At 61.4% G+C, this 16707-nt stretch carries 8 protein-coding genes; all 8 read right to left on the bottom strand.

The window, feature by feature from the left end; genetic code table 11:
• Positions 1 to 194: 194 nt before the first annotated feature.
• Positions 195 to 3353, bottom strand: coding sequence for a response regulator (locus tag ACQ4N7_RS03610; protein ID WP_430710258.1), 3159 nt, complete (start codon positions 3351 to 3353; stop codon positions 195 to 197).
• 147 nt (positions 3354 to 3500) lie between these two features.
• Positions 3501 to 6992: a GAF domain-containing protein gene (locus ACQ4N7_RS03605; protein WP_430710257.1), complete on the bottom strand. Its 3492-nt coding sequence runs from the start codon at positions 6990 to 6992 to the stop codon at positions 3501 to 3503.
• Positions 6993 to 7194: 202 nt separating this feature from the next.
• Positions 7195 to 7710, bottom strand: a complete 516-nt coding sequence (locus ACQ4N7_RS03600; RefSeq protein WP_430710256.1) for a chemotaxis protein CheW — start codon at positions 7708 to 7710, stop codon at positions 7195 to 7197.
• Positions 7707 to 8093 carry a response regulator transcription factor gene (locus tag ACQ4N7_RS03595; RefSeq protein ID WP_430710339.1) on the bottom strand — a complete coding sequence of 129 codons (387 nt, stop codon included), beginning with the start codon at positions 8091 to 8093 and terminating at the stop codon, positions 7707 to 7709. The genes ACQ4N7_RS03600 and ACQ4N7_RS03595 overlap by 4 nt, the downstream gene beginning before the upstream one ends.
• A gap of 286 nt (positions 8094 to 8379) precedes the next feature.
• Complete coding sequence (locus ACQ4N7_RS03590) at positions 8380 to 9408, bottom strand: response regulator (protein ID WP_430710338.1); 1029 nt, start codon at positions 9406 to 9408, stop codon at positions 8380 to 8382.
• 875 nt (positions 9409 to 10283) lie between these two features.
• The gene (gene bcsA / locus ACQ4N7_RS03585; RefSeq protein ID WP_430710255.1) at positions 10284 to 12830 is read right to left on the bottom strand and encodes a UDP-forming cellulose synthase catalytic subunit; all 2547 of its coding nucleotides are present in this window, start codon (positions 12828 to 12830) and stop codon (positions 10284 to 10286) included.
• Between the two features lie 54 nt (positions 12831 to 12884).
• On the bottom strand, positions 12885 to 15197 hold the full coding sequence (locus tag ACQ4N7_RS03580) for a cellulose biosynthesis cyclic di-GMP-binding regulatory protein BcsB (RefSeq protein WP_430710254.1): 2313 nt from the start codon (positions 15195 to 15197) through the stop codon (positions 12885 to 12887).
• Positions 15198 to 15423: 226 nt separating this feature from the next.
• Positions 15424 to 16692 carry a glycosyl hydrolase family 8 gene (locus tag ACQ4N7_RS03575; RefSeq protein ID WP_430710253.1) on the bottom strand — a complete coding sequence of 423 codons (1269 nt, stop codon included), beginning with the start codon at positions 16690 to 16692 and terminating at the stop codon, positions 15424 to 15426.
• Positions 16693 to 16707: the final 15 nt, after the last annotated feature.

Below are 16707 nucleotides of genomic sequence, written 5' to 3'. Positions count from 1 at the left end.
AAGAAAGTAAAGGGAAAAAAGCTTGAATTTTGAATTCAAGCCGTCAACTCAAAACTCAAGCCTGCGCTAGGGGCTGTCATCAATTAGCCTTTGAAGGCTCCAGCATCAACGGTTACAGCCCCTAGCCTGGTTGATTCGGTCGGGCGTGGCACCGCTGATATTAAAAGGGTTTTGGCCAGAATTGATGACACGCCCTAGGACACCAGGGCCGGTTGAATCAGGTCTTCGAGGGTTTTCAGCAGGGTTTGCTCGTTGTAGGGTTTGGTAAAGTAGGCCGCAGCCCCCAGGCTCATGGCCAGCTGGCGGTGTTTTTTGCTGCCGCGAGAGGTGAGCATGGCGACAGGCAGGTTTTCGTGGTCGGTTTCGGCTTTGAGCCGGGCCAAAAAGCCGTAGCCGTCTAGCCGGGGCATTTCGACATCGCAAATCACGGCTTCGACCGCCAGCCCGGCCACCAGTTTGTCGAGGGCATCCTGGCCGTCTTTGGCCTGGGCCACCTGGTACCCGGCTTTTTCGAGGGTGAGGGCCAGCAGGCGGCGCACGTTAATCGAGTCGTCGATCAGCAGCACGGTGGGTTTGCGAATGGCGGTGCTGGTCTCGTAGCGGGGGCTATCGGACAAAAAGGCCGGAATGGCGGTTTCGTCGAGGGTGTTGGCCCCGGAGGCTTCGCAGCTGGCAATCCAGTAGAGCAGCTCGGTGGTGTTGACCAGGGGCACCACCTGGCCGTCGCCCATAATGGTGCAGCTGTTGAAGCCTTTTGGCATAGGCAAATTGCCCACGACTCGGCGCAGGGCGACCTCCTGTTCACCCCACGATCGCTCGATTTGCAGGCCCACCCAGCGCTGGTTGGCCTGCACCAGCAGCACCGTGGGTTCAGAAATAGCGGGGACGGTTTCGGGGCTCTCGATCACCACGGGGCAGTTGAAGTGGAGCCAGTCGGCCAGGCGCACCAGCTGCACCAGCTCGCCGTTCCACTCAAAGCTGTCGCGACCAGCGGTGGTGAGAACGGCCTCGGAGGGTAGGGCAAAGATTTCTTCGATCGCATCGACCGGAAAGGCCATCCGCATGCCCCGGCTTTCGACGATGAGCACCCGCGTCACCGACAGGGTGAAGGGGATAGAAATCGTGAAGGTGGTGCCCGCCCCAGGCTGGGTGTCAACCTGAATGTCGCCGCGAATCTCTTTGAGTTTGCTGCGCACCACATCCATGCCGATGCCGCGCCCCGAGAGGTCGGTGACTTCGCTGGCGGTGCTAAAGCCCGGCTCAAAAATCAGCGACAGCAGCTCTTGATCGCTGGCGGCGGCGAGTAACCCCTCGTCTAGGCCCATGCGGCGGGCGCGATCGCGGATTTTCTCTACCGCAATGCCGCCGCCGTCGTCGCGAATGGTGATGATGGTGCGGCTGTTGTGCTGCTGGGCCGAAATCGCGATCGTGCCCGTGGCGGGCTTGCCGCGCTGCTGGCGGGTGGCAGCGTCTTCAATGCCGTGGTCAAAGCAGTTGCGAATGATGTGCATTAGCGGCTCTTGCAGGGCCTCTAGCACGTTGCGATCGACCAGGGTGCGATCGCCCTTGAGCTTGAGCTCGACCGGCTTGTTGTACTGCAGCGACATCTGCCGCAGGGAGCGGGGGTAGCGATTGAAAATATCGGTCAGGGGCCGCATGCGCAGCTGGGTGAGGTTCTTTTGCAGCTGGCGCGAGGTTTTGCGCAGCGTGCGGGTAGTCTGCTCGGTGCCGTCGAGGGAGAGTTCAATGTCGGCTCCGACCTCTTGGAGCTGAATAATGGTTTCAATAATTTCGCGAAATGGCAGGTGCAGGTCGCGATAGTGGTCGAGTTCGAGCACGTCAAACTGCTGGCGCAGCGCACTTTCAGCCGTCAACGCAGCTGTTGTAGAGCCTTCGGAGACGGTTTGCAGGGCTGGAGCCGCAGGTAGCAGGGGGCGACTAGTATCCTGGGTGGCGACGGTGTCGTAGGCGGCCCGCAGGTCGCTATTGACCTGATCGAGCGTGCGCATGCGGGTTTGTAGGGTGCCCACCAGACCCCGCAGGCGGCTGACTTCTAGCTCTAGCCGGTGGCGCTCAATAGTCAGTTCGCCAAACAGGTCGCTGAGCTGGTTAATTTGTTTGACCGGCACTCGCACGGTGCTGTCGCTGTCGGCCTCGTCTGGGTCGGCAGCGGGGGTTTGGCCGTTGGTCGACCAGCTAGCGCCCTGGCCTGCGCCCCAGTCTACGGTGGCAAATTCATCTATGCCGGGGGCGTCTGGCCAGCTGGCGGCCCCGTTTAGCTCTTCATCAATTGCCCCGTCTAGCTCGCCGTCGATCACGTGACCGGCTGCGACCAGGTCTGCCGATTCGCTCTCGGGCAGGTCATCAAGGTCGTCGATCAGGTAGTCGGGCTGCAGGGCTGGCTCGTCGGCAAACGGCCAGAGGGGAGCGGTAATCTCGCCGTCGGTCAGGCTGGGAATGGTGTCGCCCAGAGACTCGATCGCCGTTTCGATCGCCAAGTCGGTCGCCATTTCAGGGGTTACTTGAGGCGCTACCTCAGGCGCAACAGCCGCCGTTGCCACAGAACCGATCGCCATCTGGGTCGGCAGTTCGGCCAGATGGCCCGTCAGCACCAGGGCCTGGGCCCGTCGCCAGACCGCCAGCGCCTCCTGCACAACGGGCACCAGGGCCTCGTCAGCGGCGATCGTCACCTGGTCGGCCACCGACTGGCAGAGGCTGACAAAGCTTTGAATCTGGAGCATTTCGCCCAGCCCGCCCAGCTCCTGGGCCAAAATCTGCGCCTCCTCGCGCAGGCAGGGCGACGGCCCGGCCAGTACCTCCTCTAGCCGATTCAGACAGCCCTCGACCTCGCTTTGAAACAGCAGCGGAATAATATCCTGGCCATCCTCCGGCGAGAGCATGGAGTAGGCGTCTTCATCGACCGGGTCGCCCAGGCGATCGTGGAGCTGCTCAAAAATGGGGCTGGCGTGCTGCTCAACCCAATGCTCATCGACGGGAGACTGGTGCGGGGTGCCGTGGCTGAGGCACTGGCGCTGACCCACCATCACCTGGCCCAGGCAGTCGACCGCCGCCAGCAGCAGCTGCTCTAGGCCAGCGTCAACCTCGACCTTGCCCCGCTGCACCTTCAGCACTTTGAGGCTGTCTTCGAGGCGGTGGGCAAAGTCGCTGAGCAGCTGAAACCCCATCAGCGCCGCCCCCCCTTTGATCGAGTGGGCGGCCCGCAGCGCCTCGTTGATAGCGCTGGCCTCAAAGGTTTGGGTTAGCCCCATCAGGTGGGTGCCGAGGGTTTCGAGATATTCCTGGGCTTCGTCGAGAAACTGAAGCCGAATTTCAAGTTCCTTTGCGTCGGACATGGTGGGTAGAGAGTGGGTGGGTACGTGGGTGCGTAGGTGCGTGTGCGTGGGTGCGTGGGTGCGTGGACGGGTGGGTGCGTGGGTGCGTGGGTATGGTCTGACTCACCTACCCACCTAACCCGCCTACTCATCCACCCATCCACCCATCTACTCCTCGCCGGTCTTAAAGGTGCCAACGGTAGCCTGGAGCGATCGCGCTACATCCACCGTCTCGCGCAGGGAGGTAGAGATATTCTGGGAGGACTGGGAGGTGCGGGTAGACTCGGCGGCGATCGCCTGCATGAGCTGGGTCACCGACTCCGAGATCTCGACCTGGGAGACCGTGGCCTCAGAGATCGATCGCACCAGGGTGTCAATCTGCTGAGAGACATCGAGAATGCGGCCCAGGTTTTGCTTGGCGTCTTCGACCAGGCGGGTACCGGCGACGACCTCGGTGGTGCTTTGGTCCATAGCGTCAACCACCTCGGCGGTTTCGCGCTGAATGGTTTCGACGATGCGCTCAATTTCTTTAGTGGCTTCGGCGGAGCGGGCGGCCAGCTCGCCCACCTCTTCGGCCACCACCGCAAAGCCCTGGCCCTCTTCGCCAGCGCGGGCGGCCTCGATACCGGCGTTGATGGCCAGCAGGTTGGTCTGCATGGCAATCTGGTTAATCAGCGAGACCGCCTTAGAAATCTGCTGCGACGACTCGCCCAGGCGCTTCACTTTTTTGGAGGTTTCGCCAATGATTTCCCGCAGGGTGAGAATGTTTTGCACGGTGAGATCCATCGCCTGGCCGCTGGTTTCGGCGGTGGTAGAGGCGCTGTTGGCGACGATGGCGGCCTGCTGAGCGCTGCGGGCCACTTGCTGAATGGAGGCGGTCATGGCTTCGACCGAGGCCAGGGTTTGGGTGACGTCGTCGGCCTGGCGCAGCGCTTCGGTGGCCAGGGCTTGAATGGCCCCTTCGTTTTCGCCCAGGGAGGCATTTACCTGCTCGGCGGAGGTTTTTACCTTGGTCACAATCTGGCGCAGGCTTTCCACAATCGAGTTGAAGAAGTCGGCAACGGTGCCAATTTCTCCCGCCGTCACGTCGGCGCGTACGGTGAGGTCGCCTCGGGACGCTCCTTCTACTTCGCTGAGCAGTTCGACCAGCTGCATCTGTAGGGCCTCTTGCTTTTGGCGACGCTCCTCGGAGAGGGCTTCGGCCTGGGCGTAGAGGCGGGCCTGCTCTAGGGCAAAGCCCAGCTGTATGGCGATCTGACGGACGAAGTTGATCTCCATCGGCTCCCAGTAGCGGGGGGCGCTGCACTGGTGGGCGATCAGCAGACCGACCAGTTCTTCGTTGATGATGATCGGGGCCACCAGGTTGGCCTTGACGTTGTACTGCTGCAGCTGGCGCAGGTGACATTCGGTCAGCCCGGCCTCGGTCAGGTTGGGCACCGCCTGCACCCGGCCCTGGCGGTACTGCTCGATGTATTTTTCTTTAAAGCAGGGGTCGTAGAGGTCGTTGCCGAGGGCGGTGGCCCAGCCCTGGGCGACCGATTCGGCGACAAAGGTGCCTTTCCAGGTTTCGTCAAACTGGTACACGACGACGCGATCGCTGTTCAAGACCCGGCGCGTTTCGGTGACGGCGGCGCGGAAGATGCGCTCTTCGTTAAGGCTTTCGCGCAGGCGGGAGACAATTTCGTTGATCTGGCGCTCGCGGGTGGCGGTAAATTCTTGCTGCTGTAGCAGACGGGCCTGGCTGAGGGCGTAGCCAATCTGGAGCGATACCTGCTGAAGTAGGTCAACTTCCTCAGCCGTCCAGTGGCGGGGGCGATCGCACTGGTGCACGCACAGCAGACCAATCAGCTCGTCGCCCGCCAGCAGCGGGGCCACCATGTTGGCCATCACCTCCAGCTTTTCGAGAATCTCGCAGTGGCAGTCGGAGAGCTGGGCCTCCTGGCGGTTGGCCATCGTCGTCACTCGCCCGGCGTAGTAGCGCTCCAGGGCCTCGGGGCTGAGCGGATCTTCAATGGTTTGACCCACGGCCCGCTTCCAGCCGCGCCCGGTAGCCTCGGCGGTAATGTCGCCGCCCTTCAAGTCGGGGTGGAAACGGTAGATTAGCACCCGATCTACCTCCAGCACGTCTCGCAGACCTTCTACCGAGGTGCTGAGAATAGTTTGCTCGTTGAGCGACTGGCGAATGCGGCTGGTTAGATCGGCCAGCAGGTTGGCCCGAGCGGCGGAGAGCTGCTCTTTTTGGCCCTGGCGACGCAGCAGGTCTTCAGATTCGGTGACGTTGGTGGCCAGCTGGTTAAAGGCCTGGGCGACTTGACCCACCTCATCGCTGGCGTACACGTCGGCGCGGGCCTGGCGATCGCCCATGCCAAAGCGCCAGGTGGCCTGCTGCAGGTTTTTCAGCGGGCGCATAATCGATCGGCCCAGCAGGGCGGCAATGCCCACATCGGCCGCCAGGGCTACCAGGGCAATCAGCAGTTGTATGCGCAGGCTGTTGCCAATCAGTGTGTTGAGGCCGGTTTCGGAGGTACCCCGCACCATCACCGCGATCGGTACGCCGTTGAAGTCTTCGATGGCGCGGGCGGCCAGAGTGTAGGTGACGCCGTCGATGCGATCGCGGCGGGTCACCTCCTGGCCCGGCCGCTCAGCGGCCTGCTCGATTAGGGTGGGCGTATCGAGGGGCACGTTGACCTGGGCGACTTCGAGGTCGGCGTTGTCGCCAGCGTAGAGGGCGGTGGCCAGGTCAAACTCGCCCTCGCTGTTGCGCTGGTACAGGGCGCTGTAGCCGTTGCCAAAGGGCGCGATCGCTCGCTTCGGAATGGTGTCTTTGCCGTTGACAATGTCACCGGAGACCAGCGCCCCCACCACTCGGCCCGAGGCCGGGTCGTTGACGGGGGTAATGGTGTAGCGAATCAGCGCATCCTGGTCGGCAAAGCCAGCGGGCAGGGGCGGTGCTTCATTGCGCAGCTCCTCCCAGCTGACAATGGCGCTGGCTTTCACCTGGCGCGGGTTTTGCAGCACCGTGCCCACCAGGCCGTTGGGGTCAAACGGCTGACCCCGGCGATCGCGGTTGGCGTTGGCAATAATTCTCAAATCGTCGCCCACCAGGGTGGCGTACTCAATGTTGCGGGCCTTAATTTCGTTCTCTAAAATTTGCTGCACTGCGGCGATCGAACCGGCGGGAATGGCTTCACCGCGAGCGTAGGCCGCCGCCGCCTCCACAATGGCGCGGTTGTCAGACTGACCCCGAAAGCCAAATCCCATCTGGTCAATCTTGATGTTGTACTCAATGTCAGAGACAGCCAGCTCAGACTTGGCCTGGTTGAGCAGCTGGCTGCGCCCGCCCGCCACGATCAAAAGCGACCCTGCCCCCATCAGGCCCACCACCGAGATCAGCTCGGAGGTAAACAACCCCGCCAGCTGCTTTTGCCGCACGCTGAGGTTGCTAAACCACTGAATCCAGCCCCACCGAGCCGACTTTGTAATTTTGATCGTGGTTTTTGCCTCTGGGCCGTAGGCCACCCCACGGTAGATCAGCCCACTGGCATTGTTTTCTCCGGCACTGGCGGCCATAGCGTTTTGACCGTTGCCCATCCCATTGTGTGAGGTCGGGTCTGGCTCTTCGGCGGCGGCGGGAGGATAGGGTCGAAAGTCTGTGGTCATGGGTCAACTACCTTAACGAGGTGGGCTAGATGGATGGGATGAGATCAGCGGCCGTAAGTAGGACAAGAGCCGCTGCCTTAACAACCCCAGCGGCCTGGGGGTTAGAGATGCTGAAGAAATCGCTGATGGTAAGGAGGCACAGCCAAACGCTGCACAAGCTATGGCCTGGGGGCAAAAGTTAGGGTCTAGCGCCCGTCTGGGCCTAGAGAGCCTGTAGGGCCGGGGCGCGCAGCAGGGCTTCGCCATCTAACCCCAGCAGCACTTCCCCCTCTTGCAGCACGCAGCCGCGCAGAAAGGGCAACAGCCCCGGCGACACGTGGGTGGGGGCAGGCTGCAGATGCTGATGCGGCAGACTGAGAATGCCGTCGATTTGGCTCACTCGCAGCCCCAGGGTCACCGCGCCCACCTGGAGCAGCACCAGGTTGTACTGCTGGGAGTTGGGGTAGGCGGTAGGCAGCCCCAGCAGCAGGGCTAAATCGACCACCCACAGCACCCGGCTGCGGCGATTGATCAGTCCCAGCATGGCGGGGGGCATGTTGGGCATGGGGGTAATGCTGGCCGCAGGCGTGGCGATCGCCTCCTGCACCTGGCGCGTCGACAGCAGCGCGGGCTGATGCCCCAGGCTAAAGCGCAAATAGCTGTGGGCTAAGGGGGCCAGCGACTGGGTGGCGAGGGCCGCCCCGGCGGTTTGGGTGGAGCCGATCGATAGATTGCTCATCGGTTGACCCTCAGCATGGTCATTACCGCCTGCACCAGCTGGTCGCGGGTGTAGGGCTTAGTCAGGTAGGCATCAGCCCCCTGGCGCAGGCCCCACAGCCGGTCAATGTCTTGATTTTTAGAGGTACACAGCACAATCGGCACGTGGGCGGTGCTGGTCTGCTTTTTAAGGTTGCGGCAGAGCTCAAACCCGCTCATACCAGGCATCACCACATCGGTAATGATCACATCGGGCAGGTGCTGGGCGGCTTTGTCGAGGGCTTCTTGGGCCGTAACGGCACAGACTACTGTGCAGCCGCTGTCGCGCAGATAGTGCACCATCAGCTCCATTTCGGAAGGCGTATCTTCAACCACCAAAACGGTGCCGGCTAGGGTCGCTTGCATCATACATTTACCTAAAGAAGGGGTAGGCCACTGCGGCGACGACTGCTCAGACCATTTCGTCAACAATCGCCGCTCAGGCTAGAAAAATTTGCCATTACTCGGTGCTCCAGATCCACCGACATCACGGCCTGAAGAACACCAGGCAGCATCAAGACTAGGTGGATCAAACTTAGGCCGACTGAGCCAGTTTATGGCTCGGCGGGCAGTCTATTGGGCTACAACCAGTCCGGGTTAAACTTAAGAGTTCTTCTGTCGAAAAACCTCAAATTCTGAACTCAAAACTGGTTTAGTTCAAATACTTAAAGATAAATTTGAGCAGATCAGATTGATTGAATGGCTTGGTCAAATAGCCCGAAGCCCGCACCAGTTTGGCCTTGGCGCGATCGATAAATCCGGTGTTGCTCGTCACCATAATAATGGGGGTATTCTTAAAGTCGGGGTGGCGACGCAGCAGCGAGCAAAGCTCGTAGCCATCCAGGCTGGGCATGGTGACATCGAGCAAGATCAAATCGGGCTTGTTTCGAATCACCTGCATCAGCGCCTTCACCGGGTCATCAATCATGATCACCGAGAAAATCTTGTCGTCTAGAAAACTGTTGATGGCCTGTAGTACGGTGGGGCTATCGTCGATACAGGCAATGGTGTAGTGAGTTTTGGCTCCCAGTTTGACCGAGCTAGACCCCAGGCCAGGCTCCCCAGCGCCGTTGGCGACGGCGGCCACGGCGGGGGCAGCCGTGAGGGTGGCTGTGCCCAGTTTTTGGGAACCGCCGTTGAGCTGGTTGAGGCTCGTGCGACGCTGCTTGAGTCGGGCGTAGCATTCTTCTACTGTAGTGCGCAGGTTGAGCTGGCAATAGCGGGGGGCATGGCCCAGGCTGTTGCCTTCCACCAGCTCGTAGCTGCCCTGGCGCACCTCTAAGAAGGCTTCGAGCACTTCTTTAGAGAGGGTTTCAACCAGGGTCGAAGCCTGGTTTTGGTGCAGATGCTGCTGCTCGACCAGCCAGCAAATGGCCTGGTAGTCGGCCAGGTTAGTGGCCGCCTGCTGTTCAAACAAAAGCCGCACCTGCACGCGCACGGCGCTGACTAGCGTTGGCACCTGTACACTCAGGCGTCTGAGGTGTTTATCGAGTCGCTCAAATGCCCGATCAGCCGTGGAGACATAGTTGATTTGTCCCTGCTCCAGGCACAGCAGCCAGGTGTTGGTGGGGGTGATGACCTGCAGACAGCCAGTCACCTGCCGACTACTCACCTGGGCGAGCAGGCTGAGGGGGTGCAGTGGGGTGGGGGAAGATGGTGATGCCATGGGAACGGTGTTCAATAGCGATGGTTGCATAGCGGTTCACTACAGAAAGAAAATGCACGGCGGTGGGTAGATAGCAGGGTTGCTCAGGCGGGCGCTGCTTCAAGGAGCGTCGCCTCGCCGGGCCTGTTTGAAGTACGACAGCAGATAGGAGATAGGGTGCTGCCAGAATGCGTTGTGGGTGCCGCTCGGCAGCTGGGCCAGCGAGCTGCCGCTAGATCTGGGCGATTCGCGAGCCCTGGCATCCCGGAAACGGGAGCCGACTCGAAACGAGTATCCCTGCGGAAATCGCCTCCAATACCTCTCGCCTGAGATCAAAACCCAGTACTGACTCGAAGGCCAGCATGGTCTTCGACAGTGGCGATAGGTAACACGGCGGTGAATGAAGACTTGAAGAAAGCCCTGAAGTTAAACCAGGGTGGAGCCAGTCTCAAATAGCTGCGGTTTGGCAGCTGGTTTTGAAGCGGTAGATGCGGTAGTGAGAATGGCTTGGAGCTTAGGGCTCTCGCCTGATCTGGGGGCTAGATAGGGAGATAAATCAGAAAAGCTCTGATATTAAGCTCGAAATATAAGAAGTTATTTGAAAAATGATCGATAGTCAGGAATGAAGCGCTAAACCGTTACCTTGTAATCTGATAATAACAGACCTAAGAAGTGAAAATATAAAAAACAAATGAATGATAGGAAATGATATTGTGCCTCATCATAAAGTGGATATGAAGGTTTTTGATGTCACTTTTTTGGTTTGGTCGAAATCGAAAATAACCAAGTTCGTGAGTCAATGGCCTGTATTCATTGTGTCAATGTAAAATTCAATCTCAGGCTGAGTTGACGCGTCAATTTATGCGATTTGATATACCTCGCACGAAAAGAACTGGCGGGGTGGGGTGCCGCTAGGTCAGCGATCGCAGCAGGGTTTGAATTTTGCGGCGCTGCTGGGCGGCGAGCGGGGCGGGAAAGCTCAGCTCCAGCACCAGGCGGGGCTGGGTGCGGTTGAGGGTAGGCAGCTCGATCGCCTGATCGACCTGGGCTACCAGGCTTTGGGCTTTGGGCAGCTCAGGGCCAGCCGGAAACAGCAGCCCCACGGTGGGCAGGGTTTCGAGCAGGGTGGCGCGATCGAGTTCGGAGACATTCTGCACCTCCAGGCGCAGATCCTGGCTGCCCATTTCAACCACGCGGGCCGGGTAGCTGTCGCCGTGCCAGCCCTCCCAGGCCAGCTCGACCGGGGCCTGCACCTGCTTGCGCATTTTTTGGCCGGTGGCCGGCTGCAGGTCCGTGAATACGCGCCAGAGGGTGGTGGCAATAAACTGCAGCGATCGCAGCGGCTTATCCACCTGCTGGCGGGTCTGCGAGTACCATTCTTTGACGTCAGAAAACAGCACCAGGGTGAGATCGTCAGCCTGGCTGGGGCTGAGGTTGACAAAATCGATCGCCAGCTCCGTTTCCAGGCGACTGGTGGCCGTAGCCCGCACAATCTGGGCTTCGAGCAGGGCGCGACCGTCGTAGTCGCCCACCAGCTCTACCCACACGTGGTCGGCCACGTTGGGCCACTCGTCGAGGATCACCTGGGCACCGCTTTCGCTGACGTCAATGGTTTTGCCCGTCCAGCTCTGGCCGTCGCTGTGGATAATCGCGGTGAGCTGTCGGGGCAGGCGGTGGGCGCGGCGCAGCTGGGGTTGTTCCAGCGCCACCAGGCAGGCGGCCAGCACCAGCACCAGGTTAAAGCCGCACCACAGGGCATTGATCAGCACGGCCTGGGTGTCTTCGGGGCTGAGCAGCAGCCAAAAGGGCACCGCCACCAGCGATGCCGCCGTCAGCAGGCCCAAAATCAGCAGATACCGCACGCTGTTGGCGTCGAAGGTGCGCTGGTTAACCACCAGGCCCTTGGCCGTGACGTTAAAGCTGCCCAGCTTGGGGTTGACCAGGGCCAGCAGCGTCACAATGCCCGCCTGAAACGACATGGCAAACTCGTAGATCTCATTCCAAAACGAGAACCGCACCCGCTTGTAGGGAATGTGGTTGGTCTGCATCGACAGCACAATGTGGGGCAGCGCGTAGAACAGCGTCTCAATCCCCAGCCCCTTCACCGAGTTGATGCTAAACAGCAAAAACAGCGTCGGAGCCAGGGCATACATGAGCCGAGGAAAGCCAAAGAAAAAGTGCGAGGTGGCGCTAAAGTAGCAGACCCGCTGGGCCACTGACAGCTTGAGCCTGCGGTTAAACAGCGGGTTTTCGAGCCGCAAAATCTGGGCCATACCCCGCGCCCACCGCACCTGCTGACCCACGTAGGCCGAAAATTTTTCGGGCGCTAGCCCCGCCACCATAATTTTGTCGTAGTAGATGGTGCGGTAGCCCAACGAGTGCAGCCGCAGGGAGGTGTGGCAGTCTTCGGTGACGGTTTCGGTGGCAATGCCGCCTACCTCTAGCAGGTGACTGCGCCGCACCACCGCCGCCGAGCCGCAAAAGAAAGCCGCATTCCAGGCGTCGTTGCCCTTTTGCAGCACCTTGTAGAACAGTTCGTTGCCCACGGGCACCTGGCCCTGGGTGAGCAAGTTGCGCTCAAAGGGGTCGGGGTTGTAGAACCAGTGGGGCGTCTGCACCAGGGCCACGGTTTCATCCAAAAAGAAGCCGACGGTTTCTTGCAAAAAGCCCCGCACCGGAATGTGGTCGCAGTCGAGAATCAGCACCAGATCGCCCGTGGTGCGCTCCAGGGCCGTGTTAATGTTGCCTGCCTTGGCGTGGTCGTTGTTGTCGCGCACCAGCAGTTTGGCCCCCAGCTCATCGCAAATGGCCTGTAGCTCGGCCCGCCGCTCGGGATACTTGCGCCCATCGTCGAGCACGTAGACCCGCTTTTTGGCGGCGGGGTAGTCCATGGCGACGGAGGCCACCACGGTTTTGCGCACGATCTCCACCTCCTCGTTGTAGGTGGGAATGTACACATCGACCGCTGGCCAATCTTCCTGGGGCACCGCGGCCAGGTCTACGGGCCTGCGATCGCGCAGCCGCAGCGTTTGAAAATACGACAAAAATAGCGTCCCCAGCGCGTACATTTCAGCCCCGTAGAGCAGCAGTGAGAAAGTGCCATCCAGCGGGGTGTCGAAGTTGAGCGTGTAGCGGGTGCGGTAGTAGAGGTAGCGCAGGGTGGTCAGGCTGCTGAGGGTGACCATAAACAGGTGCAGGCGCTCGCGATCGCCGCTGCTGCGCGCGTGGCCATCCTCCAAACTCAGAATGCTGTAGCCCAGGGCAATCAGCAGCGCCGCCACAATGCCCTGCTGCCAAATCGCCGGATGGGCCAGCAGCAGCGGCTTGGTCAACAGCCCCAGGCAGCCCAGCAGCAGCAGCATCTGCCACTGGCTCAGGTGCCGGGTCAGCCCGTAGGCGCGATCGGGCAGGGTTTTGGTCAGCCAGTGGTGCAGGGGCGGGGTGGGGGAGTGGAGCATGGGGAGTAGATGGGTGAGTGGGTGAGAGAGTGAGCAAAATTTTTAAAAGTTTGCTCACTCTCCGCTGCTGCGTCGCATGGCCGACTGCGCGGCTCCGTAGAGCAGCAGGGCCAGGACCACAGTGGCGGGCACGATGAACATCCAGTTGTGGCGGGTGACTTGCCACAGCCAGGGGTAGGGGGTGGTGGTGGCGAGCTGCACCTGGGGCGACTGGCGCAGGGTGGCCAGGCGGTAGTCGGCGCTGATGTAGGGGTCGGGGTTGGGCACCTGGGCGCTGACCAGTACGGTGTCGCCCTCAATTTGGTAGAAGAGGGGGTCGTGGCGCAGCAGGTCGGTGACCTGGGCCAGGCCAGTGTCGTCGCGGCCGCTGAGGGCCAGCACCACCCGCTGCGAGTTCCAGGGCGAAATGACCGATTTCATTAACCCTTCGCCGTCAGGCAGGGGCTGCACCTGGGTGCTGCCCCACTGGCGAGTGCCGCTGCCCCGCAGGGCAAAGCCGTCTTCGCTGAGCAGTTCTGGCAACGGGAAGCGGGACTGGGGTCCGATCGCAACCAGGTTCTTTGCGTCGCGATCGGCCTGAGGCAGCTCGCCCTGACGATAGACGGCGAGCTGTACCGAGTCGGCCACGCTCAGGCGGCCCAGGCGCTCGGCCAGCTCCAGCAGTACGGTGAGATCGGTATTGGTGGGGGCGTCGGGCAGCACCACCGCCGTGGCGGAGAGATCCTGCGGAGCGGTAAAGGGGTAGCCGGTTTTGAATAGATCCAGGTCGGGCAGGTTGGTGATGGCCGTGCGGTTGAGGCTAAAGCTGGTGTCGCTGTGGATGGTGCCCCAGAGCTGCTGATCGGTGACCCGGCTGCACGATCGCCGCTCGCGAGGGTCAAGGCGGAAGTTGACCTGAAGCTTAGAGGTGGGGGTGATGCGATCGCCCGGCAGATCGACCTCCAGGGTGCGGCGGTTCGCGCCTTTTACTTCCGTCAGCCGTTCCCCTGTAATCGAGACGCCGTCTAGCTCCACATCCACCAGCGACGTGAGGGGGTTGATCTGGGGGCCGTAGCTGTAGGAAAGCTTCATTTTGCTACCGCGCAGCAGGCGATCGTCGGGCAGCGCCTTAAAGCCAATTTCCATGGCTGGCGAGTGGGAGCCGCGCACGGTCATTTCATCGAGGGGCTGACGATTGGGGTCGGTGAGGTCGGTGAGTAAAAAGTCATCCTCCTCGGGCAAATAGCCGGGCCACTGGCGGGGCGGCAGCGGCGGCAGCTCTGCCGCCTGGTTGACCACAACGCCGTGGCCGGTAGCAATCTGCTGGTCCTGGGGCTGCACCAGGTACTGTAGGGCTTTGGCCACGCCCGCTTCGCCGTTGCCGGTAATCACCAGCACGGGCGAGCTGTCGTCTGCCGCCGTCGCCCACATCAGCAGGCCCGACTCTGGTGGCACGGGCTTGCCCGCATCATCGACAAACTGGCCGTCTTCGAGGGCAAAGGGCAGAGTTAGATCGGCCAGGGCAGGCTGCTGGGCGGGCGTGCCTAAAATCACCAGCCGCTCTTCAGCGGCTAAATCCTCCAGGTTTTTCACCAGGCGGGTGTCGAGGGGGCGGTAGTGGGCGGTGCGGCCCAGATAGGTTTGCAGCCGTGCCGTGGCCGTTAGCCAGGGGCTATCGGCTTTGGTCGGTTGCAGGTAGGCCACTCGGTTGGGCTGCAGGCTCAGGGTGTCAAACAGCGGGTACGGAAACTGGCTAAAGTCGGGGGTTACCGCCTGGGGCTGGTAGTCAAACACCAGCTTGGAGTCGGGCAGCACCTCGGTCCACAGGGAGGGGTCGAAGGGATCCTGGGTGCAGGTGGGAGAGTTGTTTTGCAGAGCCGCCAGCACCAGCTCGTTGTCGTCTTGCAGCAGGTCGGCGGGTACCTCTAGCACCGCATCGCCAATTTCGCCCATGGGCTGGTTGAGGGGCAGACTGCCAATGCTGGTGCCGTTGACGAGCACCGTCAGGTTAGAGCGGGTGGCGTAGAGGGCGGCGGAGTGGCGGTAGCGCAGCAGCACCTTGACCGATTTAGCCGTCCAGTTGCGGGGGCGGGTAAAGTGCAGCCGCTGCTCGTCATAAATGCCGCTAAAGCGCAGGCGGTTGCCCACCACCGGGCTGCGGTTAAATTCCAGCACGTACTGGCCGGGTTCGGCAGGGGCAATGACCGGAGCCGCAGGCAGGCTCGTCGGCAGGGAGATTTCTGCCAGGGCGGAAGCTGTCTCGCCAGGTGGAGCAGCATCCTGGGCTAGCAGGGGTTGCCCGGTGATCAGCAGCAGGGTAGTGAGGTAGAGGGCCAGGCGGCGGCGGGCCAGGAGGGAGAGGGAGGGGAGAGAGGGGGGGAAGGGCATAGGAGGGGTAGGTGGGTGGATGGGTAGGCGGGTAGGCGGGTGGATGGGTTAGGTGGGTAAGGGAGGAGAGGCGGTTCCTGAGCGGAGTCGAAGGAGAGGCGGCTCCTGAGCGAAGTCGAAGGAGAGGCGGTTTCTGAGCGGAGTCGAAGGAGAGTTGGTTTCTGAGCGAAGTCGAAGGAGAGTTGGTTCCTGAGCGGAGTCGAAGGATGGAGCAATTTGCTGGTTGTTAGGGGTTGCAGATGCCGCCTGTGGTGCTGAGGCGATAGGGGGTAATCTCTAGGGGCAGCAGGCCAAACCAGGCCAGGTTTTGGGTGTAGTAGGCGGTGTCGTTATCCCAAAAGCCGTCTTTGTAGGTGGGCTGAATTTTTTGCTGCAAAATGTCGGCGGCGATCGCAGGCTCAACCCGAGTCAGGGCCAGGTAAACCATGGCGTAGTGGGCGGTGGCTTCGTAGCTGGTTTCGGCACTGCCATCGAGGGTGAGGCGGGCGGGCAGGCGACGGTTGTACTGCCAGCGGCGAATCAGTTCGGGGGTGCGGGCCTCCAGGTAGGCCTGGGCGCGGGGGGCGTTGAACCAGGCGGCATCTTGCGAGATCCGCCACCAGACACGAAAGGCATCAAAGCTGTAGCGGCTTTGCAGGGGGTAATCAAGGGGTAGCTGGCGGTAGGTGTCGGTGGTCGGGTTGTAGGCGATCCAGTCGGCGGGTAGTCCGGTGGCCGAAAATTCACCCAGGTCGTCGAGCATGGTGTAGCCGCTGTCAATCAGGCTGTTCCAGTCGTGGTCGGGGTCTACCTCGGCAAACAGGCGAAAGCTGGCGGGGGCAAAATACGACGGGTTGAGAATCACCTGGTCGGACTCCAGGCGAAAGGCGGCGGCGGGGCCAGGAATGAGCTGGCGAGTGCCGTCAGGAAATTCCACTGTGCCGTGCTCCCAAATGTCAGCCAGCAGAGCGCGGGCGTCTTCGAGGTACTGCGGGCACGACCAGCGGCGAGCGGCCAAGATTAACGCGGTGGCGGCGTCGATATCGGCATCGGTGGCAAAGTTGGCATCGAGGGTGCCCCAGGAGTTATCTGGGCGCTGGCCCCATTTCCAGGCCCAGAGCAGGTCAGTTGGCTCGCCCGCTGCATCCAGGCGAGCGAGGTTGTTTTTGGCCCAGCTGTAGGTGCGATCGAAGGTGGCAGGGTCGTTGATGGCGACGGCCCGCAGCATGGCGTAGGCCTGCCCTTCGGAGACGGTGCGATCGCTGTCTTCGCGGTCAATCACCCGGCCATCATCTTGAATAAATCGGCTGCGGTAGGCCTGCCAACTTTCGATCAGCAGGTCGTTTTGGGGGCTGTCAACGGGCAGGTTTAGGGCTACTTCTCCGGTGTTGAGGCAGGCGCAGGCAGCGCTTTGAATGGTGCAGCTGGGCGCGGCGGCGATCAGCACCAGGGCCAGGGGCAGTATGGACAGCAGCATGCGGGTTTGGGAACGCCGCAGGTTGAAGGGTCGCAACATGGTAGTCACCGTGGG

The organism is Nodosilinea sp. AN01ver1, from assembly GCF_050565655.1.
Classification (GTDB): Bacteria; Cyanobacteriota; Cyanobacteriia; order Phormidesmidales; family Phormidesmidaceae; genus Nodosilinea.
Note: the sequence above shows the minus strand (reverse complement) of the source record. Positions and strands in the feature narration are given on the sequence as shown.

What these genes read in the sequence shown, in the direction of transcription:
- ACQ4N7_RS03605 (WP_430710257.1), bottom strand. Translation starts at nt 6,992, where the DNA reads ATGACCACAGACTTTCGACCCTATCCTCCCGCCGCCGCCGAAGAGCCA.
- ACQ4N7_RS03575 (WP_430710253.1), bottom strand. Translation starts at nt 16,692, where the DNA reads ATGTTGCGACCCTTCAACCTGCGGCGTTCCCAAACCCGCATGCTGCTG.
- ACQ4N7_RS03580 (WP_430710254.1), bottom strand. Translation starts at nt 15,197, where the DNA reads ATGCCCTTCCCCCCCTCTCTCCCCTCCCTCTCCCTCCTGGCCCGCCGC.
- ACQ4N7_RS03595 (WP_430710339.1), bottom strand. Translation starts at nt 8,093, where the DNA reads ATGCAAGCGACCCTAGCCGGCACCGTTTTGGTGGTTGAAGATACGCCT.
- ACQ4N7_RS03600 (WP_430710256.1), bottom strand. Translation starts at nt 7,710, where the DNA reads ATGAGCAATCTATCGATCGGCTCCACCCAAACCGCCGGGGCGGCCCTC.
- ACQ4N7_RS03610 (WP_430710258.1), bottom strand. Translation starts at nt 3,353, where the DNA reads ATGTCCGACGCAAAGGAACTTGAAATTCGGCTTCAGTTTCTCGACGAA.
- bcsA (WP_430710255.1), bottom strand. Translation starts at nt 12,830, where the DNA reads ATGCTCCACTCCCCCACCCCGCCCCTGCACCACTGGCTGACCAAAACC.